This is a genomic window from Micromonospora sp. NPDC005215 (assembly GCF_040607915.1).
Classification (GTDB): domain Bacteria; phylum Actinomycetota; class Actinomycetes; order Mycobacteriales; family Micromonosporaceae; genus Micromonospora.
Window position 1 is genome coordinate 96,484 of the sequence record NZ_JBEXHQ010000018.1, and the last position, 21,837, is coordinate 118,320.

Consider the following 21,837-nt stretch of genomic DNA (forward strand, 5'->3'; position numbering starts at 1 on the left):
ACACCCCCGTTTCCCTGATCCGGAGTGGATCTATCGCCCAGCGACGACGTCAGGCGCGAGGAGCGCGCGACAACCGCACCCGAAGCTGGCGGGTTGCCGGGGGGGCCTGGCCTGGCCTGGCCTGGCCTGGCCTGGCCTGGCCTGGCCTGGGGCTTTGGCCGGACGCCTGAGAATGAGGTTTGAGGCATTGCCCAGCGGGTGGTGCGTTTGAGGGGCTGGGTGCGAATGGCAGACTGGTCGGGTGAGTGAAACCGAGCTGGTCCGCCTGAAGCCCCGCCGCATCCGCGTGGTCTGTTGGTCGGCGGCGGTCGCGCTGGTGGTGGTGTTCGGTCTGGTGGCCACCTCGCTGAGTGGGCCGACCGGCGACGGTTACGGCAGCTTTCAGCGCGGCGACCAGATCGCCATGATCGGCCTGGGCGTCTTCGGCGCGCTGGGCTTCCTGCTGTTCACCCGTCCGCGGGTGGAGGCGGACGCTCGGGGCATTCGGGTCCGCAACGTCATCAGCTCCTACGAGCTGCCCTGGGAGGTCGTGCGGGGAGTCCGGTTCGACCGGGGCGCGCCGTGGGCCAGCCTGGAGCTGCATGACGACGACCTGCTGCCGATGGTCGCCCTGCAGGCTGCCGACAAGGAGCTGGCCGTCAACGGGGTCCGCGCGCTGCGGCGGCTGCACCAGGCGCACCAGGCCCGTCTCGCCGAGCGCGCCAGCGGCCGCTGACCCGCACCCACGCCCTACCTGTCCCACCGTCCGCGCTGGCATCGGCCCGCACCCGCGCGTCGCCACCGCCCCCTGCACCCCGCCCGCGCTCGCGCGCTCGCGAGCCTGCCCGCGCTCCCACGGCAAGATCCGGACAACTTCTCTGAAACTGCTGCCTCCGGCCACGCTGAGACAGCAGTTTCAGGGTAGTTGTCCGGATCTTGGCAGTGCCGGCACGACCGGGGTGACCGGAGCTTTCGATCCGAGGTCGTGCCCGGTTTGGGGGCGGCCGGGGCGCGGGTGTAGTGTAATCGAGTCGACCAGGCTGTCTCCGCATGCGAGCAGGCAGCCTTGAAAGCGGAGCGCCTGCTCCCACCCGAGTCGCCGCTACGGTGGCCGGGTCCGGTCACCGGTTCCGGGCACGTCCCGGCGCCGGACGTGTGATCCTGTGATCGCGCCGACCGGTCGAGCGGGCCCTGGCATGCGCCGGGGCCTTCTGCTTTCCAGGTCGGTTCCCACCTGGGAGCCGCCGGGGTCGGTACCTGAGCAGAAACGACTCGAGGAGGCCCCATCAGCGTCGAACCACGCGTGAACGAGCAGATCCGGGCACGTGAGGTCCGACTGGTCGGCCCCGAGGGTGAGCAGGTGGGCATCGTCCCGCTGGAGCGCGCCCTTCAGCTGGCCGCGGACGTCGATCTGGACCTGGTCGAGGTTGCGCCGATGGCGCGCCCGCCGGTGTGCAAGCTCATGGACTTCGGCAAGTTCAAGTATGAGAGCGCACTGAAGGCGCGCGAAGCGCGGCGTAATCAGCAGCAGACCGTCATCAAGGAAATGAAGCTTCGGCCGAAGATCGACCCGCACGACTACGAGACCAAGAAGGGTCACGTGGTGCGGTTCCTCAAGGCGGGCGACAAGGTCAAGGTGACGATCATGTTCCGCGGTCGCGAGCAGAGCCGCCCGGAGCTGGGTTACCGGCTCCTGCGTCGGCTCGAATCCGAGATCACGGACCTGGGATACGTCGAGGCCGCCCCCAAGCAGGACGGCCGAAACATGATCATGGTTCTCGCTCCGCTTCGGGCCGTCAAGGCCTCCGCGGTCGCCGCTACGGCGTCCCGCGGTGCACCTCGGGACCGGGCAGGGGACGAGTCGGCCGCTCCGGAAGCCGATGAGACCGCAGCGGTCGGCGAGACCGCAACAGCCAGCGAGACCGCAACAGCCGGCGAGACCGCAACAGCTGGTGACACCGGCACCGCCGCCGATACCAGCGGCGAGTAACAGGGGAGAAGACGTTCCACATGCCGAAGATGAAGAGCCACACGGGTATGGGCAAGCGGGTCAAGGTGACCGGCCGTGGCAAGATCGTGGCCGAGCAGGCTGGCAAGCGCCACCTGTTGGAGGGCAAGTCTTCCACCCGTACCCGCCGGTTGACCGGCACGGTCGAGGTGGCCAAGGCTGACGTCAAGCGCATCAAGAAGCTGCTCGGCCGCTGACGCGCGCCACCCTTACGTTTTAAGGAGTTGAGATGGCACGCGTCAAGCGGGCTGTGAACGCCCAGAAGAAGCGTCGTACCCTGCTGGAGTCTGCGAGTGGTTACCGCGGTCAGCGCTCCCGGCTGTACCGCAAGGCCAAGGAGCAGGTGCTGCACTCGATGCAGTACGCCTACCGGGACCGTCGCGACCGCAAGGGCGACTTCCGGCAGCTGTGGATCCAGCGGATCAACGCGGGCGCCCGGGCGAACGGGATGACCTACAACCGCATGATCCAGGGCATGCGTCTGGCTGGCATCGAGGTCGACCGCAAGATCCTGGCCGACATGGCTGTCAACGACGCCGCTTCGTTCGCGGCGATCGTCGAGCTGGCCCGGGCCGCGGTCACGGCCGAGGGCACCGGCGGCGCGGCGGCTCAGGCCGCCTGATCCCCACGCACCAGAGCGAGGCGTCTCCCGTGTCGGCACCGCCGTCCGGGAGGCGCCTCAATCGTGCCGAAGGAGCGCACACCATGGCCTTCACCCCGCGTACCCCCAGGGTTGTCGCCGCCCGGCGGTTGCAGCGCCGGCGCGACCGCGACGCCGCCGGCCGATTCCTGGCCGAGGGACCGCAGGCGGTCCGCGAGGCCCTGGCACGGCCGGGGGTGGTCACCGAGCTGTTCGGTACGCCCGCCGCGCTCGACCGGCACCCCGAGTTGGCCGCCACGGCGGCCCGCGCCGACGTGCCGGTGTCCGAGGTGACCGACGACGCCCTCGCGGCGTTGGCCGAGACCGTCGCCCCGCAGGGGCTGGTCGCCGTCTGCCGGCACCTGGACGTGTCGTTGGAGCAGGCTCTCGCGAACGCCCCCCGGCTGGTGGCGGTGCTCGCCGAGATCCGTGACCCGGGCAACGCCGGCACGGTGCTGCGCACCGCCGACGCGGCCGGTGCGGGTGCGGTGGTCTTCGCCGGCGACGCCGTCGACCCGTACAACGGCAAGTGTGTGCGGGCGTCGGCCGGCAGCCTCTTCCACGTCGACGTGGTCCGCGCGGCCGACCCGGCCGGAGTGGTCGACGCGCTGCGGGCCGCCGGGCTGTCGATCTTCGCCACCACGGGGTACGGCGACAGCGACCTGGACGACCTGACCGACTACGGCCGGCTCGTCGGGCCCACCGCCTGGCTGTTCGGCTCGGAGGCGCACGGCCTGCCCGAGGAGTTGACCTCCGCCGCCGACGCCCGGGTGCGGGTGCCGTTGTACGGGCGCGCGGAGAGCCTCAACCTGGCTGCCGCGGCGGCGGTGTGCCTGTACGCTTCAGCGAGAGCGCAGCGCTGAGGGTGATCACGCCCGGCGCGACTGACAGCAGGGGAGAGCGTCCGTCCATGAACGCGCCACGGCGTTCGTTTAGCCAGCCCGCCGGTGTCGGCGGGCGGCGGGCCTGACCTGCTCCCTGCACAACTCCTACCGGCGGGCTGCGGCACAGCCGCGCGTCCGTAGACTCGCCTAGCCGCCCCGCTGAGGGCTGGCGCCGCCGTGAGGGAGTGCCCGTACGCCATGAGCTACCGCAACGATCCGTACGACCCGAAGCAGGTCGCCCTGCTCGACCCCGCCGCCCTGGACGAGGCCGTCGCGGACGCCACGAAGGCGTTCACGGCCGCCGCCGACCCGGACGCGTTGGCCGCGCTGCGCTCGGTGCACCTGGGGGACCGGTCGCCGGTCTCGCTGGCCCGCCGGGAGATCGGCGCGCTGCCGCCGGCCGCGAAGTCCGACGCCGGCAAGCGGGTGAACGAGGCCCGCCGGGCGATCGAGACCGCGTACGCCGACCGCGCCGAGGTGCTGGAGCGCGCGCAGGCCGAGCGGGTGCTGGTCGAGGAGCGGGTGGACGTCACCCTGCCCTACGACCGGCGTCCACGGGGGGCCCGGCACCCGCTGAGCACCCTGATGGAGTCGATAAGTGATCTCTTCGTCGGGATGGGCTACGAGGTGGCCGAGGGCCCCGAGGTCGACCTGGAGTGGGTCAACTTCGACGCGTTGAACATCCCCGCCGACCACCCGGCGCGCGGGTTGATGGACACGTTCCACATCGCGCCGGAGGGCTCCGGCCTGGTGCTGCGGACGCACACCTCCACGGTGCAGACCCGCACCATGCTCAGCCGCAAGCCGCCGATCTACGTGATCGTGCCCGGTCGCGTCTACCGCACCGACGAGATCGACGCCACCCACAGCCCGGTGTTCCACCAGGCCGAGGGCCTGGTGGTCGACAAGGGCATCACGATGGCGCACCTGCGGGGGACGCTCGACCACTTCGCTCGGGCGATGTTCGGCCCGGAGGCGAAGACCCGGTGGCGGCCGCACTACTTCCCGTTCACCGAGCCGTCGGCGGAGTTCGACGTGTGGTTCCCGGAGCACCGCGACGGCCCGCAGTGGGTCGAGTGGGGTGGCTGCGGCATGGTCAACCCGCGGGTGCTGCGCGCCTGCGGCGTCGACCCGGAGGTCTACTCCGGCTTCGCGTTCGGGATGGGCATCGACCGGACCCTGATGGTCCGGCACGGAGTCAGCGACATCCGCCATCTCTTCGAGGGCGACGTGCGGTTCAGCCGCGCGCTCGGGACCGGGGCGTAGGCGATGCGGGTACGAGACATGGGAACGGTGGTCTGACGTCATGCGAGTTTCAGTCAGTTGGCTTCGGGAGTACGTCGACCTCCCCGCCGACCTGCCCACCGGTGACCTGGAGCAGGCCCTTGTCGACCTCGGCATCGAGGTCGAGTCCGCAGTGGACCTGGCCGAGACCGTCACCGGTCAGCTCGTCGTCGGTGAGGTGCGCGAGATCGAGGAGCTCACCGGCTTCAAGAAGCCGATTCGCTTCTGCCGGGTCGATGTGGGTGCCGCCAACGGCACCGGCGAGCCGCAGGAGATCGTCTGCGGGGCGCGCAACTTCGCGGTGGGTGACCGGGTGGTGGTGATCCTGCCCGGCGGGGTGCTGCCCGGCGGCTTCGCCATCGGCGCCCGCAAGACGTACGGGCACAACTCGGCGGGCATGATCTGCTCGGCGAAGGAGCTGGGCCTGGGCGACGACCACTCCGGCATCATCGTGCTCGGGCCGGACGTGACGGCCAAGCCGGGCGACGACGCGCGCCCGGTCGTCGGCCTCGACGACGTCGTGCTCGACCTGGAGATCACCCCCGACCGGGGGTACGCGCTGAGCCTGCGCGGTCTGGCCCGGGAGCTGTCGCACGCGTTCGACGTGCCGTTGCGCGACCCGGCCCTGGTGCCCGCACCCAGCGGCACAGCGACGGCGGTGTACCCGGTGGAGGTCCGCGACACGGTCGGCTGCGACCGGTTCGCCGCCCGCCTGGTCCGCGGCGTCGACCCCAACGCGCCCACGCCGCCGTGGATGCGGCAGCGGCTCGTCACCGCCGGCGTCCGCAGCATCTCGCTGCCTGTCGACATCACCAACTACGTGATGCTGGAGTTGGGCCAGCCGATGCACGCCTTCGACGCCGACCGGATCGTCGGGTCGCTGGTGGTCCGCCGCGCCGAGGCGGGAGAGAAGCTGACCACCCTGGACGGCGTCAACCGGGTGCTGGCCGCCGACGACATGGTCATCTGCGATGACACCGGTCCGATCTCCCTCGCGGCGGTGATGGGCGGCGAGACCAGTGAGGTCGTCGCCGACACCACAAACGTGCTCTTCGAGGCCGCGCACTGGGACCCGGCGATGGTCGGGCGGACGGCCCGACGACACAAGCTGTTCAGCGAGGCCGCGAAGCGCTGGGAGCGGGGCGTCGACCCGGCCGTGGCGCTGGTCGCGCTGGAACGTGCCGTGCGGCTGCTCACCGAGCACGGCGGTGGCAGCCCGAGCGCGGAGGTCCTCGACATCAACCACGTCCGGCCGCGTACCCCGATCAGCCTTCCGGCGGACCTGCCGACCCGGCGGGTCGGGGTCGAGTACCCGCCGGCCCGGGTGGTCGCCCTGCTGGAGCGGGTCGGCTGCACTGTCGCCCAGGGCGCGGACCGGTTGTCCGAGGACCCGGGCGCGGTCGGTGTGGCCAGTGGCGCCGGGGCGGCGCTGAGCGTCACCCCGCCGACCTGGCGGCCCGACCTGACCGACCCGGCCGACCTGGTCGAGGAGGTGGTCCGCCTCGACGGGTACGACCGGGTGCCGTCGGTGCTGCCGACCGCACCCCCCGGCCGCGGGTTGACCCCGCGGCAGCGTCGGCGCCGGGCGGTCGCGGGGTCCCTGGCGGAGCGGGGGTACGTGGAGGTGCTCGCGCACCCGTTCGTGTCGCCGGGGCTGGCCGACCAGCTCGGCCTGCCGGCCGACGACCCGCGCCGACCCGCGGTGCGGCTGGCCAACCCGTTGTCCGAGGAGGAGCCGCTGCTGCGCACCACGCTGCTCGGCCCGTTGCTCGGCATCCTCAAGCGCAACCTCGGCCGAGGTCACCGCGACCTCGCCCTCTACGAGATCGGCGCGGTCTTCCACCCGCGCGTCGGCGCCGGCAGCCCGCCGGCGATGGGCGTGGACCGTCGTCCCACCGACGCGGAGTTCGCCGCCGCCGACGCGGTGGTTCCGGCGCAGCCGGTGCACGTCGCGGCGGTGCTCGCCGGCGACCTCGACCCGGCCGGCTGGTGGGGTCCGGGTCGCCCGGCCGGCTGGGCGGACGCGATCGAGGCGGCGCGGGACGTGCTGGACGCCGCCGGTGTCACCGGCGAACGGGTGGAGGTGCGGGCGGCCGAGTACGCGCCGTGGCACCCCGGTCGCTGTGCCGAGCTGCGGGTCGACGGCGCGGTCGTCGGGCATGCCGGTGAGCTGCACCCGCTGGTGGCGGCGGCGTTGGAGCTGCCGCGCCGTACCTGCGCGATGGAACTGGACCTGGACGCGCTGCCGGCGGCTCCGGTGACGCCCGCGCCGACGGTGTCCGGCTTCCCGCCGGCGCTGATCGACGTGGCCCTGGTGGTGGACGACTCGGTGCCGGCGGAGCAGGTGCGCCGGGCGCTGGAGGCGGGCGCCGGTGCGCTGCTGGAGGACGTGCGGCTGTTCGACGTGTACTCCGGGGCGCAGCTCGGCGCCGGCCGTCGGTCGCTGGCGTACAAGCTGACCTTCCGGGCACCGGACCGGACGCTCACCGTCGAGGAGGCGGTTGCGGCACGGGACGCGGCGGTCGCCGTCGCGGCGGAGCGCCTCGGCGCGACCCTGCGCGGCGCCTGACGGGTGCCGCCGCCCCAACCCGCGATCTTCTGATCCGCGGGTTCGGGGTCCGAGTCTCCGGTGGCGCACCTGTAATCAAGGCTCTGGCCTGGTGATTTATCCCCAGGCCAGAGCCTTCTTCGTGTCCGTGGCGACGGCGGGTGCCCGGTGGGTGCTCGGGCGCAGGCATGGGCTGACGTTCAGGCGCGCAGGATGGGAATATTGTCGAGCTGATCTTGACGAAGGTTTGATCCGATGATGCCGGACGGCCGTCCTCGGTCGGGTCTGCAAGCCACTACCTCGTTCGGCGTGATCGCGAAGTCGACGCTGAAGTCATGGTCCGCGTTGGGCAGTTCATCCTCGAGTAGCTGGATCTGGTGGATCGTGGTGGCGATGGCGGTCTCGGTGGTGACGAGTCCGGCCTCGGTGAGGAGAGCGATCTCCAGGTCGGAGTAGCCGGCGCCCTTGCCGACCCGCACGCCGCTGTGGCGGCTGACGGCGACGCTGCCACAGACGATGAGGTCCACCGGGCGCATTTCGGCGGGTCCCACCGTGGGAGCGACCTGCGGCGCACCGCTACTTGTGACTGCGGTCTCGATTGGTGCGGTGAGGCTGGCGGGGTCGAGCAGGTAGAAGGGCTTGGGGGTAGCGAGTCTCGGGACCGCCATGTAGAGCAGTTTGCCTTCCTGCAGGGCTCGTACCCGGACGGGAAGTTGTGCCCGGTCGGGGTTGCACTTGATCACTCGGGCCTTCTTCCATACGTCCAGTTCCGCGAGGCGGGCTGCTGCCACTTCCTTGCCGACGAAGTCGGGGATGTGACCGTGCACGCCAAGTGGGGCGGCGCCATCACGTTCAAGGAGGTCCCATACGTGTTGTCGAACGGCGTGTTTGGCGCGGTCGATGTCGGTCACGTTGGTGCTCCTATGGGCTCATGAGTGCGAGGAGTCGGTCGTTGACGTCCTGGACCGAGGGCTCGTTGCGCCAGGGGCGTAGCTGTCGGGCGGCGGCGAAGGCGAGGTTGAGTCCACCGCCGGCACGGGTCCGCTCGATGACGTCGATGGCCTGATGCAGGTAGGACGTTGCGGCGTTGACGTCGCGTTGGAGGATGCTGGCGAGGGCGAGGTTGCCGAGGATGACGGCCGTGGATTTGCGGCGTGCGGCGATCAGTTGTCGGGCGTCTTCTAACGCTGGCACTGCTTGGTCTGGTTTGTTGAGGGAGAGCCAGCAGGAGCCCGCGAGCCTCGTGTAGTGGCTGGGGCAGAAGATGTCGGAGGCTGGATCTCGGGCGTCGACGGCGGCGAAGTGAGCCTCGGCGGTACCGAGAGCGTTGGAGCAGTCCCCGGCCTGACCGAGCATCGCGTGTGCCTCAGCCCGATGCAGTTGGGCGAGGCCGGCGATGACGTGACTGTCGCTGTGGCTGACGGCGGCGGCGCGGGTCGTCAGGACAAGGCCTGCGTTGGGTTGCTTGGTGCCGTAGAGGGCGAGGTAGCTCTTTCGGAGCAACGCGTTAGCCTCGGTGACCGCGTCTCGCGTTTCCTGGGCCGCGCTGATCGCTTGGTCGAAGTAGACGGCGCTGGCGACATGGTCGCGCCGCTGCGAGGCGTCCCAGACGAGTTGACCCATCAACGTCGCGGACTCGGCGACTGCTGCCGCCAGTTCGCGCTGAACCGGCCCGTTGCTGGCGTGCTGGCGAAGGAAGATTGCCTGACCGTGTAGTTGCCCGGCGCATCGGCGAGCAGGAGCGTCGAGGGCGTCTGGTCGTAGCGCTCGTCGAGGCGCCGCACGCGCTCCCGCAGGTGCGCCACAGCGATCAGGTCGACGCGGCCGGGGTTGCGCAGCACGTAGCCGAGACGCTCGTCGGGCGGTGACGGTGCCTGGCCGACGTCGGCCAGGAGGTCGGCCAGTTCCTCGATCGACAGCTTGAGGGCCGCGGCGAGACGCGGCCGGTGCCAGGGCTGTGGGTCAGTCTCGGCCCGTTCCCACCGCACGATGGTGGAGCGGTCGACGCCGAGGGCTTCGGCGAGGCGTTCCTGGCTCAGCCCGATCGCCTTGCGGCGCTGGGCCAGCCGGTGCCGCCGACGCTTTCCCGCCACGTACCGCCTCCCCTCGCCCCCATCCGTCACGGTCCATTCACCCAGCTCACGCCGTCCGACGCAATGGGGATGCGTCAGTTCTGCGCCGTTGCCGCGCTGGGCACCAGCGACCGCCGGGGCTTGTGTAGACGCATGGCCGGAACGGGTGAGAGCAGAAGCCGCTGTGCAAGGCGTGGCGACTACCTGAGCTCCCGCCCGTTCCGCTGCCATTCCAAGCCCGACCTACTGAGTGGGGAAGAAGTGAGCGCCGAGGAGCCCCCGCCCCTTACCCAAGCCCAACGCCTCGGCTCCGGGCCCAGAGAGCACACCCCGCTGCGCCCGATCTGGCTCTGCCGTGCCTGCGGCCAACCCTGGCCCTGTGGCCGGGCGAAGCTCGCTCTCGTCACCGAGTACGACGGCAACCCGGTCAGCCTGTTCCTCTACCTGGCCAGTCTGCTGCATGACGCCATCGACGACCTGCACAAGCTCAACCCCACCACCACCGGATGCGCCAGTGACATGTTCGACCGGTTCCTCGGCGGGCCCGCCCGACACACCCGCTCCTACCGGATGACTGATTTCGGCTCTGCGCGGCCCGAGGAGCCAGAAGCATGAAAGGCTTCCCCGCTGGCCGGGCTTGGGGATGCAGCACCGTGCAGTCCATCTGTTCATTAGCATGCACTACGCTGCATGAACTTGCACTCGCGAGTCGTACTTGTTAATCTTCGCTGCATAGTCATGCGGAGGTAAGTATGGGGATCCGAGTAGCGGTCGCCGGTGCGAGCGGCTACGCCGGCGGCGAGCTGTTGCGCCTGATCGCCGGGCACCCGGAGTTCGACCTGGTGGCCGCCACCGCCCACAGCCAGGCCGGTCACCGTGTCGACGTGGTGCATCCGCAGCTCACCGGGCTGGACCTGGTGCTCGGCGCGACCGACCCGGCGACCCTGGCCGACGCGGACCTGGTCTTCCTGGCCCTGCCGCACGGTGAGTCGGCGGCTCTCGCGGCCCGACTGCCGGACGAGGTGCGGATCGTCGACCTGGGCGCGGATCACCGGCTCGCCGACCCGTACGCCTGGGCGCGGTACTACGGCGGCACGCACGCCGGGCAGTGGACCTACGGCCTGCCCGAGCTGCCCGGCCAGCGGGAGCTGATCGCCGGTTCCACCCGGGTGGCGAACACCGGCTGCTACGCCGCCGCGATCACCCTGGCGCTCGCGCCGCTGATCGCCGACGGCGCGGCCAGCCCCGCCGACGTGGTGGTGGTCGCCGCCTCCGGCACCTCCGGCGCCGGCCGGGCGGCCAAGCCGCATCTGCTGGCCAGCGAGGTGCTGGGCGACCTGTCGCCGTACCGGGTGGGCACCCACCAGCACGTGCCGGAGATCAAGCAGGCCAGCGGCGCTATCGGCCTGTCGTTCACCCCGGTCCTGGCGCCGATGCCGCGCGGCATCCTGGCCACGGTCACGGCGGTGCCGGCGCGCGGCGTCGACCCGCAGCAGGTGCTGGCGCGGGCGTACGCCGACGCGCCGTTCGTGCACGTGCTGGCGGAGGGCCGCTGGCCGCACACCGCCGCCACAGTGGGCTCCAACTCCTGTCACCTGCAGGCCACAGTGGACGTCGACTCGGGTCGGCTGATCGTGCTCAGCGCCCTGGACAACCTGGGTAAGGGCGCCGCCGGCCAGGCCGTGCAGAACGCCAATCTGATGCTCGGCCTGCCGGAGACGACGGGCCTGTCTGTCTGGGGAGTCAGCCCGTGACTGTCACCACCCCGCGGGGGTTCCGGGCGGCCGGGGTGGCCGCCGGGCTCAAGGCCAGCGGTGGCGCGGACGTCGCCCTGGTGGTCAACGACGGCCCGGACGCCGGTGTCGCCGGTGTCTTCACCACCAATCGGGTCAAGGCCGCGCCGGTGCGCTGGACCCAGCAGGTCGTGCGCGGCGGTGTGGTCCGCGCCGTGGTGCTCAACTCCGGTGGCGCCAACGCCTGCACCGGGCCGGCCGGTTTCCAGGACACCCATGCCACCGCCGAGCACACGGCTGCCGCGCTGACCTCGGTGAGTCCACGGCTGATCGTCGGTGCCGGTGATGTCGCGGTCTGCTCCACGGGGTTGATCGGTGAGCGGCTGCCGATGCCGAAGCTGCTGCCGGGCGTCCGCTCGGCGATCCGCGGGCTGTCCCGGGCCGGCGGCCAGGCCGCCGCCGAGGCGATCATGACCACGGACACCCGGCCGAAGACCACTGTGGCCCCGGGTGGCGGTTGGTCGGTCGGTGGCATGGCCAAGGGCGCCGGGATGCTCGCGCCGGGCATGGCAACGATGCTCTGCGTGCTGACCACCGACGCGGTGGCCGGGCCGGCGACGCTCGACGAGGCGTTGCGCGCGGCGACCCGGGTCACCTTCGACCGGGTCGACTCCGACGGCTGCATGTCCACAAACGACACGGTGTTGCTGCTGTCCAGCGGTGCGAGCGGCATCGAGCCGACTCCGGCCGAGCTGGCCGCCGCCGTGACCCAGGCCTGTCACGACCTGGCCCAGCAGTTGGTGGCCGACGCCGAGGGCGCCACCAAGCAGGTCGCCATCGACGTGGTCGGCGCCGCCGACGAGGACGACGCGGTCGAGGTCGGTCGTTCGGTGGCCCGCAACAACCTGGTGAAGACCGCGCTGTTCGGCAACGACCCGAACTGGGGTCGGATCCTCGCCGCGGTCGGCACCACCGCCGCCGCCTTCGACCCGGACGAGGTGGACGTGGCGGTCAACGGGGTGTGGGTGTGCCGGGGCGGCGCTGCCGCCGAGGACCGCTCGACTGTCGACCTGACCGGGCGGGACGTGACCATCCGGATCGACCTGCACGCCGGCTCGTCCGCCGCGACGATCTGGACCAACGACCTGTCCCACGGGTACGTGCACGAGAACTCGGCGTACTCCTCATGAGTCTCAGCACCGACCTCGCCCGCGCCCAGGTCAAGGCGGAGACGCTGATCGAGGCGCTGCCCTGGCTGGCGCGCTTCTCCGGCTCCACTGTCGTGGTCAAGTACGGCGGCAACGCGATGACCGACCCCGAGTTGCAGCGGGCGTTCGCCGCCGACATGGTCTTCCTGCGCTACGCCGGTCTCAAGCCCGTGGTGGTGCACGGCGGCGGCCCGCAGATCTCCGCCATGCTGGGCCGGCTCGGCATTGCCAGCGAGTTCCGGGGCGGCCTGCGGGTGACCACCGCCGAGGCGATGGACGTGGTCCGAATGGTGCTGGTCGGGCAGGTGGGCCGCGAGCTGGTCGGGCTGATCAACTCGCACGGCCCGTACGCGGTCGGCCTCTCCGGCGAGGACGCGCGGCTGTTCACGGCGGTGCGCCGCCAGGCGTACGTGGACGGGTTGCCGGTCGACGTCGGCCAGGTCGGAGACGTCGAGTCGGTCGACGTGTCGGCGGTGACCGATCTGATCGACGCCGGCCGGATTCCGGTGATCTCCACGGTGGCGCCGGACGCGGACGGGGTGCTGCACAACCTCAACGCGGACACCGCCGCCGCGGCGCTGGCCATCGCGTTGCGGGCCCGCAAGCTGGTCGTGCTCACCGATGTGGCCGGCCTGTACGCCGACTGGCCGGACACCGCCAGCCTGGTGTCCGAGATCGTCGCTGACGATCTGGCCAAGCTGCTGCCCAGCCTGGAGTCGGGGATGGTGCCGAAGATGGAGGCCTGCCTGCGGGCGGTGCGTGGGGGAGTGCCCGCCGCGCACGTCGTCGACGGTCGGGTGGCGCACTCCACGTTGCTGGAGGTGTTCACCTCGGAAGGGTTCGGAACGATGGTGGTGCCAGGAGACGGGATGATCGCATCATGAGCACGTTGGCGCAGCGCTGGACGCAGTCCATGATGGGCAACTACGGCACACCGCCCGTGGCGCTGGTCTCCGGCGCCGGCGCGGTGGTGGTGGACGACGCCGGCCGGGAATACCTGGACCTGGTCGGCGGCATCGCGGTGAACGCCCTCGGGCACGCCCACCCGGCCGTGGTGGCGGCGGTGTCCAAGCAGGTCGCGACCCTCGGGCACGTCTCCAACCTCTACGTCGCCGAGCCGCCGGTCGCCCTGGCCGAGCTGCTGTTGGCGCTCGCCGGCCGCCCCGGCCGGGTCTTCTTCGCCAACTCGGGCGCGGAGGCGAACGAGGCGGCGTTCAAGCTTTCCCGGCGTACCGGCCGCGGTCACGTGGTGGCCACCAACGGCGGCTTCCACGGTCGCACCATGGGCGCGCTCGCGCTGACCGGTCAGCCGGCGAAGGCCGACCCGTTCCGGCCGCTGCCCGGCGACGTGACCCACGTGGACTACGGCGACGTCGCGGCCCTCGAAGCGGCTGTCACGGACGCCACCGCCATGGTGATCCTGGAGCCCATCCAGGGCGAGAGCGGTGTGGTCGTCCCGCCGGCCGGCTACCTCGCCGCGGCCCGGCGGATCACCGCCCGGCACGGCGCGCTGCTGGTCCTCGACGAGGTGCAGACCGGCATCGGCCGCACCGGGCACTGGTTCGCGCACCAGGCCGAGGGCGTGGAGCCGGACGTGGTCACCCTGGCCAAAGGGCTGGGCGGCGGGCTCCCCATCGGCGCGATGCTGGCCTTCGGCCCCGCCGCCGACCTGCTCACCCCCGGCTCGCACGGCACGACCTTCGGCGGCAACCCGGTCAGCTGCGCGGCGGCGCTCGCCGTGGTGGCGACCATCGCCAACGAGGGTCTGCTGGACAACGTCAAGCGGGTCGGCGAGCGGCTGCGTCGCGGCATCGAGGCGCTGGGCCATCCGCTGATCGCCGGCGTACGCGGCGCCGGGCTGCTGCTCGGCGTGGCGCTCACCGCGCCGGTGGCGTCGGTGCTCGCCGAGGCGCTGCGCGAGGCCGGCTTCCTGGTCAACCCGGTCCAGCCGGGTGTGCTCCGGCTGGCCCCACCCCTGATCCTCACCGCCGCGCAGGCGGACGCCTTCCTCGCCGCCCTGCCCGCCGCGCTGGACGTGACGGCCCCGGCCGCCGCGCTGGACGTGACGGCCCCGGCCGCCGCCGGCCCACAGCTCGACGCACCCACGCTGACCACCACGACGGGGACGACTCCATGACCCGGCACTTCCTCCGCGACGACGACCTCTCCCCGGCCGAGCAGTCCTCGGTCCTCGACCTGGCCGCGCACCTGAAGGCGGACCGCTTCGGCCACCAGCCGCTGGCCGGCCCTCGTTCGGTGGCGGTGCTCTTCGACAAGCAGAGTCTGCGGACCAGGATCTCGTTCGACGTCGGGATCGCCGAGTTGGGCGGGCACCCGCTGGTCGTGGACACGCAGGTCACCCACTTCGGCCGGGGTGAGTCCCTCGCGGACGCGGGACGTGTGCTGTCCCGCTACGTCGCGGCGATCGTGCTGCGTACCCACGGTGACGAGCGGATCGCCGAGGTGGCGGCGGGCGCCACCGTGCCGGTGGTCAACGCGCTCACCGACGGTTTCCACCCGTGCCAGCTGCTGGCCGACCTGCTGACCGTCCGGGAGCGGTGCGGCGGCACGGCCGGGCGCACCCTGGCGTACGTGGGGGACAGCGCGAACAACATGGCGCGGTCGTACCTGCTGGCCGGGGCGCTGGCCGGCATGCACGTCCGGATCGCCGGGCCGGCTGGTTTCGCGCCTGATCCGGCCATCGTGGACCGGGCGGCCCGGATCGCCGCCGACACCGGCGGGTCGGTGCGGGTGCTGACCGACCCGGCCCAGGCGGTACGCGACGCCGACGTGCTGGCCACCGACACCTGGACGTCGATGGGGCAGGAGTCCGACGGGCTGGACCGGATCACCCCGTTCCTGCCGTACCAGGTCAACAAGGAGCTGCTCGGTCAGGCCGCACCGGACGCGATAGTGCTGCACTGCCTGCCGGCGCACCGTGGTGAGGAGATCACCGACGAGGTGCTCGACGGGCCGCAGAGCGCGGTCTTCGACCAGGCGGAGAACCGGCTGCACGCGCAGAAGGCGTTGCTGGCGTTCCTGCTGGGCGCGACCGGAGAGCGGCGATGACCGGGCCGCTGACCCGCGCGGCCCGGCACGCCCGGATCGGGGAGCTGATCCGCGACAGGGCGATCCGGTCGCAGACCGAGCTGGCCGACCTGCTCGCCGCCGACGGTGTCGTCGTCACCCAGGCCACCCTCTCGCGGGACCTGGAGGAGTTGGGCGCGGTCAAGGTGCGCGGCGGTGACGGCCCGGCCGTCTACCTGATCCCCGAGGACGGGCAGCGACCGCTGCGCGACGCCGAGGCCGCGCCCGCGCGGCTGGTGCGGTTGCTGCGCGAGCTGCTCAACGGGGTCGACTCCAGCGGCAACATCGCGGTGCTGCGTACCCCGCCGGGCGCAGCCCAGTACCTGGCCAGCGCGTTGGACCGAGCGGGGCTGCCCGAGATCGTCGGCACCACCGCCGGCGACGACACCATCCTCGTGGTGGCCCGCACGGCCGACGGCGGGGCCGCGCTCGGTGACAAGCTCGCCGGTTGGGCCCGCGGGGAAGACAACGCTGAAGGGAGCGTGACGCCATGACCGAGCGGGTGGTCCTCGCGTACTCCGGAGGGTTGGACACCTCCGTCGCCATTCCGTACCTGGCCGAGCAGACCGGCGCCGAGGTGATCGCGGTGGCGGTCGACGTCGGGCAGGGCGGCGAGGACCTCGACGCCATCCGGCAGCGCGCCCTGGACTGCGGCGCCGCCGAGTCCGAGGTGGTCGACGCGCGCGACGAGTTCGCCGCCGACTACTGCCTGCCGGCGATCCGGGCCAACGCCCTCTACATGGACCGCTACCCGCTGGTGTCGGCGCTGTCCCGCCCCCTGATCGTCAAGCATCTGGTGGCGGCGGCGCGCACGCACGGCGGCACGATCGTGTCGCACGGCTGCACCGGCAAGGGCAACGACCAGGTCCGGTTCGAGGTGGGGCTGAACGCGCTCGCCCCCGACCTGAAGATCATCGCGCCGGCCCGGGACTTCGCCTGGACGCGGGACAAGGCGATCGCCTTCGCCGAGGAGAAGGGCCTGCCGATCGACGTGTCGGCGAAGTCTCCCTACTCGATCGACCAGAACCTGTGGGGTCGCGCTGTGGAGACCGGCTTCCTGGAGGACATCTGGAACGCCCCGGTCGAGGGCCTGTACTCGTACACCGCCGACCCGGCGCAGGACCGCGACCCCGACGAGGTCGTGATCACCTTCGACGGCGGCGTGCCGGTGGCGATCGACGGTGAGACGGTCACCCCGTACCAGGCGATCCTGGAGCTGAACCGGCGCGCCGGCGCCCAGGGCGTGGGTCGGCTCGACATGGTCGAGGACCGCCTCGTGGGCATCAAGAGCCGCGAGGTCTACGAGGCTCCCGGCGCGATCGCGCTGATCACCGCCCATCAGGAGCTGGAGGCGGTGACAGTGGAACGGGACCTGGCCCGGTTCAAGAAGAGCGTGGACCAGCGCTGGGGCGAGCTGGTGTACGACGGCCTGTGGTTCTCGCCGTTGAAGGACGCGCTGGACGCGTTCATCGACGACGCGCAGCGGCAGGTGAGCGGCGAGGTGCGGATGACCCTGCACGGCGGTCGGGCCACCGTCACCGGCCGGCGCTCGGAGGCGAGCCTCTACGACTTCGGGATGGCCACGTACGACACCGGCGACACCTTCGACCAGTCCCTGGCCAAGGGCTTTGTGCAGCTGTGGGGCCTTCCGAGTCGGATGGCCGCCGCGCGGGACGCCCGGGTCGGCGGTGCCGGACAGTGACCGACACAATGGGCGACGTGGACGACAAGAGCCTGACCGAGAACAGCGCAGCCACCAACCGGACGAGCCTGTGGGGTGGCCGCTTCGCCGGCGGCCCCGCCGAGGCGCTGGCCCGACTGTCGGTCAGCGTGCAGTTCGACTGGCGCCTGGCCCCGTACGACATCGCCGGTTCCCGGGCGCACGCCCGGGTCCTGGCCGGCGCCGGCCTGCTCGACCCGGAGGAGCTGGGTCGCATGCTGGCCGCGTTGGACGACCTGGAGGCTGCCTGCGCCTCCGGGGCGTTCCGCCCCACCATCGACGACGAGGACGTGCACACCGCGCTGGAGCGCGGCCTGCTGGAGCGCCTCGGCAGCCTCGGTGGCAAGCTGCGCGCGGGCCGGTCCCGCAACGACCAGGTCGCCACGGACCTGCGGCTCTACCTGCGTGACCACGCCCGGGGCGTGGCCAGCCGGCTCGTCGAGCTGGCCGAGGCGTTGGTGGAGCAGGCCGAGCGGCACGTCGACACTGCCGCACCCGGCATGACGCATCTTCAGCACGCCCAGCCGGTGACGTTCGGGCACTGGTTGCTCGCCCACGTGCAGCCGCTGCTGCGGGACCTGGAGCGGTTGCGCGACTGGGACCACCGGGCGGCGGTCAGCCCGCTCGGCGCGGGCGCGCTGGCCGGTTCGGGGCTTCCGCTGGATCCGGTGGCAGTGGCAAAGGAGTTGGGCTTCCGGACGTCGTTCGCCAACTCGATGGACGCCGTCGCCGACCGGGACTTCGTCGCCGAGTTCCTGTTCACCACCGCCATGATCGGGGTGCACCTGTCCCGGCTCGGCGAGGAGGTCGTGCTCTGGACCTCGCACGAGTTCGGGTGGGTGGAGTTGGACGACTCGTTCGCGACCGGGTCGTCGATCATGCCGCAGAAGAAGAACGCGGACATCGCCGAGCTGGCCCGCGGCAAGTCCGGCCGGTTGATCGGCGGCCTGGTGACAGTGCTCACCATGCTCAAGGGCCTGCCGATGACCTACGACCGGGACATGCAGGAGGACAAGGAGCCGGCGTTCGACGCCGTCGACACCCTGGAGCTGCTGCTCCCGGCCCTGGCGGGAATGATCTCCACGATGACGGTCCGGGTGGACCGCCTCGTCGCCGCCGCCCCGGTCGGCTTCTCCCTCGCCACCGAGGTCGCCGACTGGCTGGTCCGGCGCAACGTGCCGTTCCGGGACGCGCACGAGATCACCGGTCGGCTGGTGGCGCTCTGCGCGGCGCGGGAGTGCGAGCTGAACGACGTCTCCGACGACGACCTGGCCGCGATCAGCGAGCACCTCGACCCGTCGGTGCGCGACGTGCTCTCGGTCCGTTCGGCCCTCGCCGCCCGGACCACCCCCGGCTCGACCGGCCCCGGCCCGGTGGCCGACCAGCTCGCCACCGCGGCGGACCGGCTGGCCACCTGGCGGGAGTGGGCCGCCGAGCGGGTCGTCCCGCGTTAGGGCCTGTGTCGTGGCGTCGGTGCGTGCCGCCGGCGCCACTGTCGGTTCAGGCCGTCGGGCGCTCCCGCTTCGGGAGCTTGGCCACCACCATGTCGTACGACGCGTCGACCGCCTCGGTCAGCTCCTCGTCGTCGATCCCGCCGTCCAGGCGCAGCGTGTTCCACCCGGACCGGCCGATGTAGGCCATCACCTGGGCGTCGTCGGGGTGCCGGTGCAGCCACTCGTCGGCCACCTCCCGGGTCGGCCCGCACTTGATGCCGACCGTCGGCTTTCCCGCGCCGGTGCCGAGGAACGCGAAGATCCGGCTCCCCACCTTCACCACCTCGTCGCCCTCCCACGGCCGGTCCAGCCACGCTCCCGGCTTGGCCAGGCAGTACGTCAGCATCTCCGCGCGTTCCATGGGTGCCTCCTCGTCGTGCGCACAGTGTGCCCGCCCCGCCGCCCGCAGGCACGCGGCGTGCCGGTCCGCGCGTCTGGTCGCGGGCTGCGGCGCGCGTCAGGCCGCGGGGCGCTCCTGCGGGTGCGGTCGCGGGTTGTGCGCGGTCAGGCGCTCTGCTCGGCCGAGCGGGCGGCGACCCGCTCGTAGCGCTGCCGGGCCGCCTGCGCGCTGCCCAGCCCCAGCCCGTAGGCGATCGCCTGCCAGGTCAGCCCACGGTCGCGGGCCAGCGTCAACAGCCCGGCCTCCAGGGCGTCCAGCTCGGCGCGAACGTGTGGCAGCAGGGTCAGCGCGGCGGTGAGGTCACCGGTGTCGACCGGTTCCTCCGCCGGCTCCCGCTCGGCTCCGCCGGCGGCCAGCGCGGTGACCAGGGCCACCGCCTCCCACGGGTCCAGCACGTACGGGTGGGCCCAGCGGCCGCGCTGGGTGCCGGTGCTGGCGTGCCGGCGGCTGATGCGGTCCAGTGCCTCGTGGGTGCGGTGGGCGCGGGCGTGGGCCGGGTGCGGCGCGGTGAACGGGTCGTCCGTCGTCATGTTCCGAGCACACACCCTCAACACAATCTTGTCAACAGAACGTTGAAGCAGGGGAGGGGGCGATCGCCGCCCGGCTGGGTACCGTCGCACCATGGACCTGTTGCCCGGTGACCACCCCGCCGACGCCGAGCTGGCGGGGCTGGCCGACCTGCTCGCCGGCCCGCTGCTGCCGGCCGCGCGTGGGCTGCTGGGCTGCGAGCTGGGCGCGGGCGGCGTCACCGTCCGGATCACCGAGGTCGAGGCGTACGCCGGCATGGCCGGGGATCAGGCCTCGCACGCCCACCGGGGCCGCACCCCACGCAACGCCGTGATGTTCGGCCCCGCCGGGCACGCGTACGTCTACTTCACCTACGGGATGCACTGGTGCATGAACGTGGTCACCGGCGTCGAGGGGGAGGCTTCCGCGGTGCTGCTGCGCGCCGGGGAGGTGGTCGACGGCCTGGTCGCGGCCCGGGACCGTCGGCCGGCAGTGCGCCGGGACGTGGACCTGGCCCGTGGGCCGGCCCGGCTCTGCGCCACGCTCGGCATCGACCGCCAGGCGTACGGCGCGTACCTGCTTGGTGACGGGCCGGTCCGGTTGCGTCCGCCGACGCGGCCGGTGCCGCCGGAGACGGTGATCGCCGGCCCGCGGGTCGGCGTGACCGGCGCGCACGACCTGCCGTGGCGGTTCTGGCTCGACGGCGACCCGACGGTCAGCGCGTACCGCCGACACGTGCCCCGCACCCGGCGCTGACCCTCCGGGCGCGTGTCCCCCGAACGTGTCGGGGGGTGTGGCCATAATCACCGCACCTGCTCACCGACGGTTCGGAGGACATCATGGCGACGCTGCTCGCGATCGGCACGGCCAAGGGGTTGTTTCTCGCCACCAGCGCCGACGACCGGCGCAGTTGGGAGATCACCGGCCCGCACTTCCCGATGACCGGGGTCTACGCGGTCGCTGTCGACACCCGTCGGTCCACCCCGCGGTTGCTCGCCGGGATGACAAGCTCACACTTCGGGCCCAGCGTCGCCACCAGCGACGACCTCGGGGCTTCCTGGGACGAGCCCGACCAGGCGCCGGTCGCGTTCCCGGCCGACACCGGCGTCTCCCTCGGGCGGGTCTGGCAGTTGATGCCGGCCGGTCCCGACCAGCCGGACGTGGTCTGGGCCGGCACCGAGCCGTCGGCGCTGTTCCGGTCCACCGACGGTGGCCGCAGCTTCGAGCTGGTCCGCTCCCTCTGGGACCACCCGCACCGCCCGCAGTGGGAGGCCGGCTTCGGTGGCCAGGCCGTGCACACAGTGCTGCCGCACCCGCGTGACCCGGCCCGGCTGCTGGTCGCCATGTCCACAGGTGGCGTCTACCGCTCGGAGGACGCCGGGGCGAGCTGGGCGCCGGGCAACACCGGCATCCGCGCCTACTTCATGCCCGACGAGTGGCCGGAGTTCGGCCAGTGCGTGCACAAGGTCGCCCGGGACGCGGCCAATCCCGAGCGGCTGTACGCGCAGAACCACCACGGCGTCTACCGTTCCGACGACGACGGCCGCACCTGGTCCTCGATCGCCGACGGGCTGCCCAGCGACTTCGGCTTCTCGATGGTGGCCCACCCGGGGCGGGGCGGCACGGTGTGGACCTTCCCGTTGGTGGCCGACAGCGAGCGGTTCCCGACCGACCACCGCTGCCGGGTGTTCCGCTCCGCCGACGCCGGCGGCAAGTGGGAGCCGCTGTCGGTGGGGCTGCCCGAGGGGCCGTTCTACCCAGCGGTGCTGCGCGACGCGATGTGCGCCGACGACGCCACCCCCGGTGGGGTCTACTTCGGCACCCGCTCCGGCTCGGTCTACGCCAGCCGCGACGAGGGCGACTCCTGGTCCCTGGTGGCGGCACACCTGCCGGACGTGCTGTGCGTTCGGGCTGCGGCGGTCTGAGCGTGGTCACCGTGCTGCTGCCCGGCCCGTTGCGTGGTGAGGCCGGCGGGGCCAGTCGGCTGAGCGTCACCGCCGCCGGGACGCTGCGGGCGGTCCTCGACGAGGTCGCCGCCCATCACCCGCGGCTGTCCCGGCGCATCCGTGACGAGCGTGGCGAGCTGCGCCGTTATGTCAACGTCTTCGTCGACGGTGAGGATTGCCGGCACTCCGGCGGTCTGGCCACCCCGGTTGGCGACGACGCCGAGGTGCAGGTGTTGCCGTCGGTGGCGGGCGGTTGACGTCACCGACGGCCGGCGTCGAGGCCCTGTCCGGTCACGGGTGTCCGCTTTCGGACGTGACCCGCGCCACT

Annotated in this window: 24 protein-coding genes; 19 read left to right on the forward strand and 5 right to left on the reverse strand. The window is 72.2% G+C overall.

What is annotated here, in order from left to right; translation table 11 throughout:
* Positions 1-241 precede the first annotated feature (241 nt).
* The 7 genes from ABZU25_RS16095 to pheT all read left to right on the forward strand — a co-directional run bounded on the left by ABZU25_RS16095 (position 242) and on the right by pheT (position 7,364).
* Positions 242-715 (forward strand): PH domain-containing protein, encoded by a 474-nt coding sequence (locus tag ABZU25_RS16095; RefSeq protein WP_355030097.1) that lies wholly within the window; start codon positions 242-244, stop codon positions 713-715.
* A 567-nt stretch (positions 716-1,282) separates the two neighbouring features.
* Entirely contained in the window at positions 1,283-1,969 is a 687-nt protein-coding gene (gene infC, locus ABZU25_RS16100) for a translation initiation factor IF-3 (protein ID WP_355030098.1), read from the forward strand.
* Positions 1,970-1,989: 20 nt separating this feature from the next.
* Positions 1,990-2,184, forward strand: coding sequence for a 50S ribosomal protein L35 (gene rpmI, locus ABZU25_RS16105; protein ID WP_110566082.1), 195 nt, complete (start codon positions 1,990-1,992; stop codon positions 2,182-2,184).
* A gap of 32 nt (positions 2,185-2,216) precedes the next feature.
* Positions 2,217-2,609 (forward strand): 50S ribosomal protein L20, encoded by a 393-nt coding sequence (gene rplT, locus ABZU25_RS16110; protein WP_355030099.1) that lies wholly within the window; start codon positions 2,217-2,219, stop codon positions 2,607-2,609.
* Between the two features lie 29 nt (positions 2,610-2,638).
* Positions 2,639-3,490 carry an RNA methyltransferase gene (locus ABZU25_RS16115; RefSeq protein ID WP_355030100.1) on the forward strand — a complete coding sequence of 284 codons (852 nt, stop codon included), beginning with the start codon at positions 2,639-2,641 and terminating at the stop codon, positions 3,488-3,490.
* A gap of 219 nt (positions 3,491-3,709) precedes the next feature.
* Positions 3,710-4,777, forward strand: coding sequence for a phenylalanine--tRNA ligase subunit alpha (gene pheS, locus ABZU25_RS16120; protein ID WP_355030101.1), 1,068 nt, complete (start codon positions 3,710-3,712; stop codon positions 4,775-4,777).
* Positions 4,778-4,817: 40 nt separating this feature from the next.
* Positions 4,818-7,364 (forward strand): phenylalanine--tRNA ligase subunit beta, encoded by a 2,547-nt coding sequence (gene pheT, locus ABZU25_RS16125; protein WP_355030102.1) that lies wholly within the window; start codon positions 4,818-4,820, stop codon positions 7,362-7,364.
* Between the two features lie 179 nt (positions 7,365-7,543).
* Here the strand turns inward: pheT and ABZU25_RS16130 are convergent, their stop codons facing one another.
* The 3 genes from ABZU25_RS16130 to ABZU25_RS16140 are packed head-to-tail and all read right to left on the reverse strand — an operon-like array spanning position 7,544 to position 9,436.
* The gene (locus ABZU25_RS16130; RefSeq protein WP_355030103.1) at positions 7,544-8,254 is read right to left on the reverse strand and encodes a 5-formyltetrahydrofolate cyclo-ligase; all 711 of its coding nucleotides are present in this window, start codon (positions 8,252-8,254) and stop codon (positions 7,544-7,546) included.
* Positions 8,255-8,264: 10 nt separating this feature from the next.
* A complete protein-coding gene (locus ABZU25_RS16135) occupies positions 8,265-8,966 on the reverse strand; it encodes a hypothetical protein (protein ID WP_355030104.1) in 702 nt (233 codons plus the stop codon).
* The gene (locus tag ABZU25_RS16140) at positions 8,966-9,436 is read right to left on the reverse strand and encodes a helix-turn-helix transcriptional regulator (protein WP_355030105.1); all 471 of its coding nucleotides are present in this window, start codon (positions 9,434-9,436) and stop codon (positions 8,966-8,968) included. The genes ABZU25_RS16135 and ABZU25_RS16140 overlap by 1 nt, the downstream gene beginning before the upstream one ends.
* A gap of 312 nt (positions 9,437-9,748) precedes the next feature.
* On the opposite strand from ABZU25_RS16140, the gene ABZU25_RS16145 reads away from it, so the two are divergent.
* The 9 genes from ABZU25_RS16145 to argH all read left to right on the forward strand — a co-directional run bounded on the left by ABZU25_RS16145 (position 9,749) and on the right by argH (position 18,617).
* Positions 9,749-10,030, forward strand: coding sequence for a hypothetical protein (locus ABZU25_RS16145; RefSeq protein ID WP_355030130.1), 282 nt, complete (start codon positions 9,749-9,751; stop codon positions 10,028-10,030).
* A 137-nt stretch (positions 10,031-10,167) separates the two neighbouring features.
* Complete coding sequence (gene argC, locus ABZU25_RS16150) at positions 10,168-11,169, forward strand: N-acetyl-gamma-glutamyl-phosphate reductase (protein WP_355030106.1); 1,002 nt, start codon at positions 10,168-10,170, stop codon at positions 11,167-11,169.
* Positions 11,166-12,338, forward strand: coding sequence for a bifunctional glutamate N-acetyltransferase/amino-acid acetyltransferase ArgJ (gene argJ, locus ABZU25_RS16155; protein ID WP_355030107.1), 1,173 nt, complete (start codon positions 11,166-11,168; stop codon positions 12,336-12,338). Before argC ends, argJ begins: the two co-directional genes overlap by 4 nt.
* On the forward strand, positions 12,335-13,240 hold the full coding sequence (gene argB / locus ABZU25_RS16160; RefSeq protein ID WP_355030108.1) for an acetylglutamate kinase: 906 nt from the start codon (positions 12,335-12,337) through the stop codon (positions 13,238-13,240). The genes argJ and argB overlap by 4 nt, the downstream gene beginning before the upstream one ends.
* A complete protein-coding gene (locus tag ABZU25_RS16165) occupies positions 13,237-14,493 on the forward strand; it encodes an acetylornithine transaminase (RefSeq protein ID WP_355030109.1) in 1,257 nt (418 codons plus the stop codon). The genes argB and ABZU25_RS16165 overlap by 4 nt, the downstream gene beginning before the upstream one ends.
* Complete coding sequence (gene argF, locus ABZU25_RS16170) at positions 14,490-15,425, forward strand: ornithine carbamoyltransferase (RefSeq protein WP_355030110.1); 936 nt, start codon at positions 14,490-14,492, stop codon at positions 15,423-15,425. Before ABZU25_RS16165 ends, argF begins: the two co-directional genes overlap by 4 nt.
* Complete coding sequence (locus tag ABZU25_RS16175) at positions 15,422-15,937, forward strand: arginine repressor (protein ID WP_355030111.1); 516 nt, start codon at positions 15,422-15,424, stop codon at positions 15,935-15,937. Before argF ends, ABZU25_RS16175 begins: the two co-directional genes overlap by 4 nt.
* A complete protein-coding gene (locus ABZU25_RS16180; RefSeq protein WP_355030112.1) occupies positions 15,934-17,145 on the forward strand; it encodes an argininosuccinate synthase in 1,212 nt (403 codons plus the stop codon). The genes ABZU25_RS16175 and ABZU25_RS16180 overlap by 4 nt, the downstream gene beginning before the upstream one ends.
* Positions 17,146-17,153: 8 nt before the next feature.
* A complete protein-coding gene (argH, locus tag ABZU25_RS16185; protein ID WP_355030131.1) occupies positions 17,154-18,617 on the forward strand; it encodes an argininosuccinate lyase in 1,464 nt (487 codons plus the stop codon).
* Positions 18,618-18,663: 46 nt separating this feature from the next.
* Here argH and ABZU25_RS16190 read toward each other — a convergent pair whose 3' ends face one another.
* Together ABZU25_RS16190 and ABZU25_RS16195 are read right to left on the reverse strand one after the other, a co-directional pair.
* Positions 18,664-19,017, reverse strand: coding sequence for an MmcQ/YjbR family DNA-binding protein (locus tag ABZU25_RS16190; protein WP_355030113.1), 354 nt, complete (start codon positions 19,015-19,017; stop codon positions 18,664-18,666).
* Between the two features lie 143 nt (positions 19,018-19,160).
* On the reverse strand, positions 19,161-19,586 hold the full coding sequence (locus ABZU25_RS16195) for a DNA-binding protein (RefSeq protein WP_355030114.1): 426 nt from the start codon (positions 19,584-19,586) through the stop codon (positions 19,161-19,163).
* Positions 19,587-19,677: 91 nt separating this feature from the next.
* Between ABZU25_RS16195 and ABZU25_RS16200 the strand changes: the two genes are divergently transcribed.
* The 3 genes from ABZU25_RS16200 (at position 19,678) to ABZU25_RS16210 (ending at position 21,766) form a co-directional block, all read left to right on the forward strand.
* Complete coding sequence (locus tag ABZU25_RS16200) at positions 19,678-20,319, forward strand: DNA-3-methyladenine glycosylase (protein WP_355030115.1); 642 nt, start codon at positions 19,678-19,680, stop codon at positions 20,317-20,319.
* 83 nt (positions 20,320-20,402) lie between these two features.
* Positions 20,403-21,488 carry an exo-alpha-sialidase gene (locus ABZU25_RS16205; protein ID WP_355030116.1) on the forward strand — a complete coding sequence of 362 codons (1,086 nt, stop codon included), beginning with the start codon at positions 20,403-20,405 and terminating at the stop codon, positions 21,486-21,488.
* Between the two features lie 2 nt (positions 21,489-21,490).
* Positions 21,491-21,766 (forward strand): ubiquitin-like small modifier protein 1, encoded by a 276-nt coding sequence (locus ABZU25_RS16210; protein WP_179783308.1) that lies wholly within the window; start codon positions 21,491-21,493, stop codon positions 21,764-21,766.
* The last annotated feature ends 71 nt before the right edge of the window (positions 21,767-21,837 follow it).

Coding starts and splice junctions, on each gene's coding strand:
- rpmI (WP_110566082.1), top strand. CDS start 1,990: ATGCCGAAGATGAAGAGCCACACGGGTATGGGCAAGCGGGTCAAGGTG.
- rplT (WP_355030099.1), top strand. CDS start 2,217: ATGGCACGCGTCAAGCGGGCTGTGAACGCCCAGAAGAAGCGTCGTACC.
- pheS (WP_355030101.1), top strand. CDS start 3,710: ATGAGCTACCGCAACGATCCGTACGACCCGAAGCAGGTCGCCCTGCTC.
- pheT (WP_355030102.1), top strand. CDS start 4,818: ATGCGAGTTTCAGTCAGTTGGCTTCGGGAGTACGTCGACCTCCCCGCC.
- ABZU25_RS16135 (WP_355030104.1), bottom strand. CDS start 8,966: ATGGGTCAACTCGTCTGGGACGCCTCGCAGCGGCGCGACCATGTCGCC.
- argC (WP_355030106.1), top strand. CDS start 10,168: ATGGGGATCCGAGTAGCGGTCGCCGGTGCGAGCGGCTACGCCGGCGGC.
- argB (WP_355030108.1), top strand. CDS start 12,335: ATGAGTCTCAGCACCGACCTCGCCCGCGCCCAGGTCAAGGCGGAGACG.
- ABZU25_RS16165 (WP_355030109.1), top strand. CDS start 13,237: ATGAGCACGTTGGCGCAGCGCTGGACGCAGTCCATGATGGGCAACTAC.
- argF (WP_355030110.1), top strand. CDS start 14,490: ATGACCCGGCACTTCCTCCGCGACGACGACCTCTCCCCGGCCGAGCAG.
- ABZU25_RS16175 (WP_355030111.1), top strand. CDS start 15,422: ATGACCGGGCCGCTGACCCGCGCGGCCCGGCACGCCCGGATCGGGGAG.
- ABZU25_RS16180 (WP_355030112.1), top strand. CDS start 15,934: ATGACCGAGCGGGTGGTCCTCGCGTACTCCGGAGGGTTGGACACCTCC.
- argH (WP_355030131.1), top strand. CDS start 17,154: ATGGGCGACGTGGACGACAAGAGCCTGACCGAGAACAGCGCAGCCACC.
- ABZU25_RS16190 (WP_355030113.1), bottom strand. CDS start 19,017: ATGGAACGCGCGGAGATGCTGACGTACTGCCTGGCCAAGCCGGGAGCG.
- ABZU25_RS16195 (WP_355030114.1), bottom strand. CDS start 19,586: ATGACGACGGACGACCCGTTCACCGCGCCGCACCCGGCCCACGCCCGC.
- ABZU25_RS16200 (WP_355030115.1), top strand. CDS start 19,678: ATGGACCTGTTGCCCGGTGACCACCCCGCCGACGCCGAGCTGGCGGGG.
- ABZU25_RS16205 (WP_355030116.1), top strand. CDS start 20,403: ATGGCGACGCTGCTCGCGATCGGCACGGCCAAGGGGTTGTTTCTCGCC.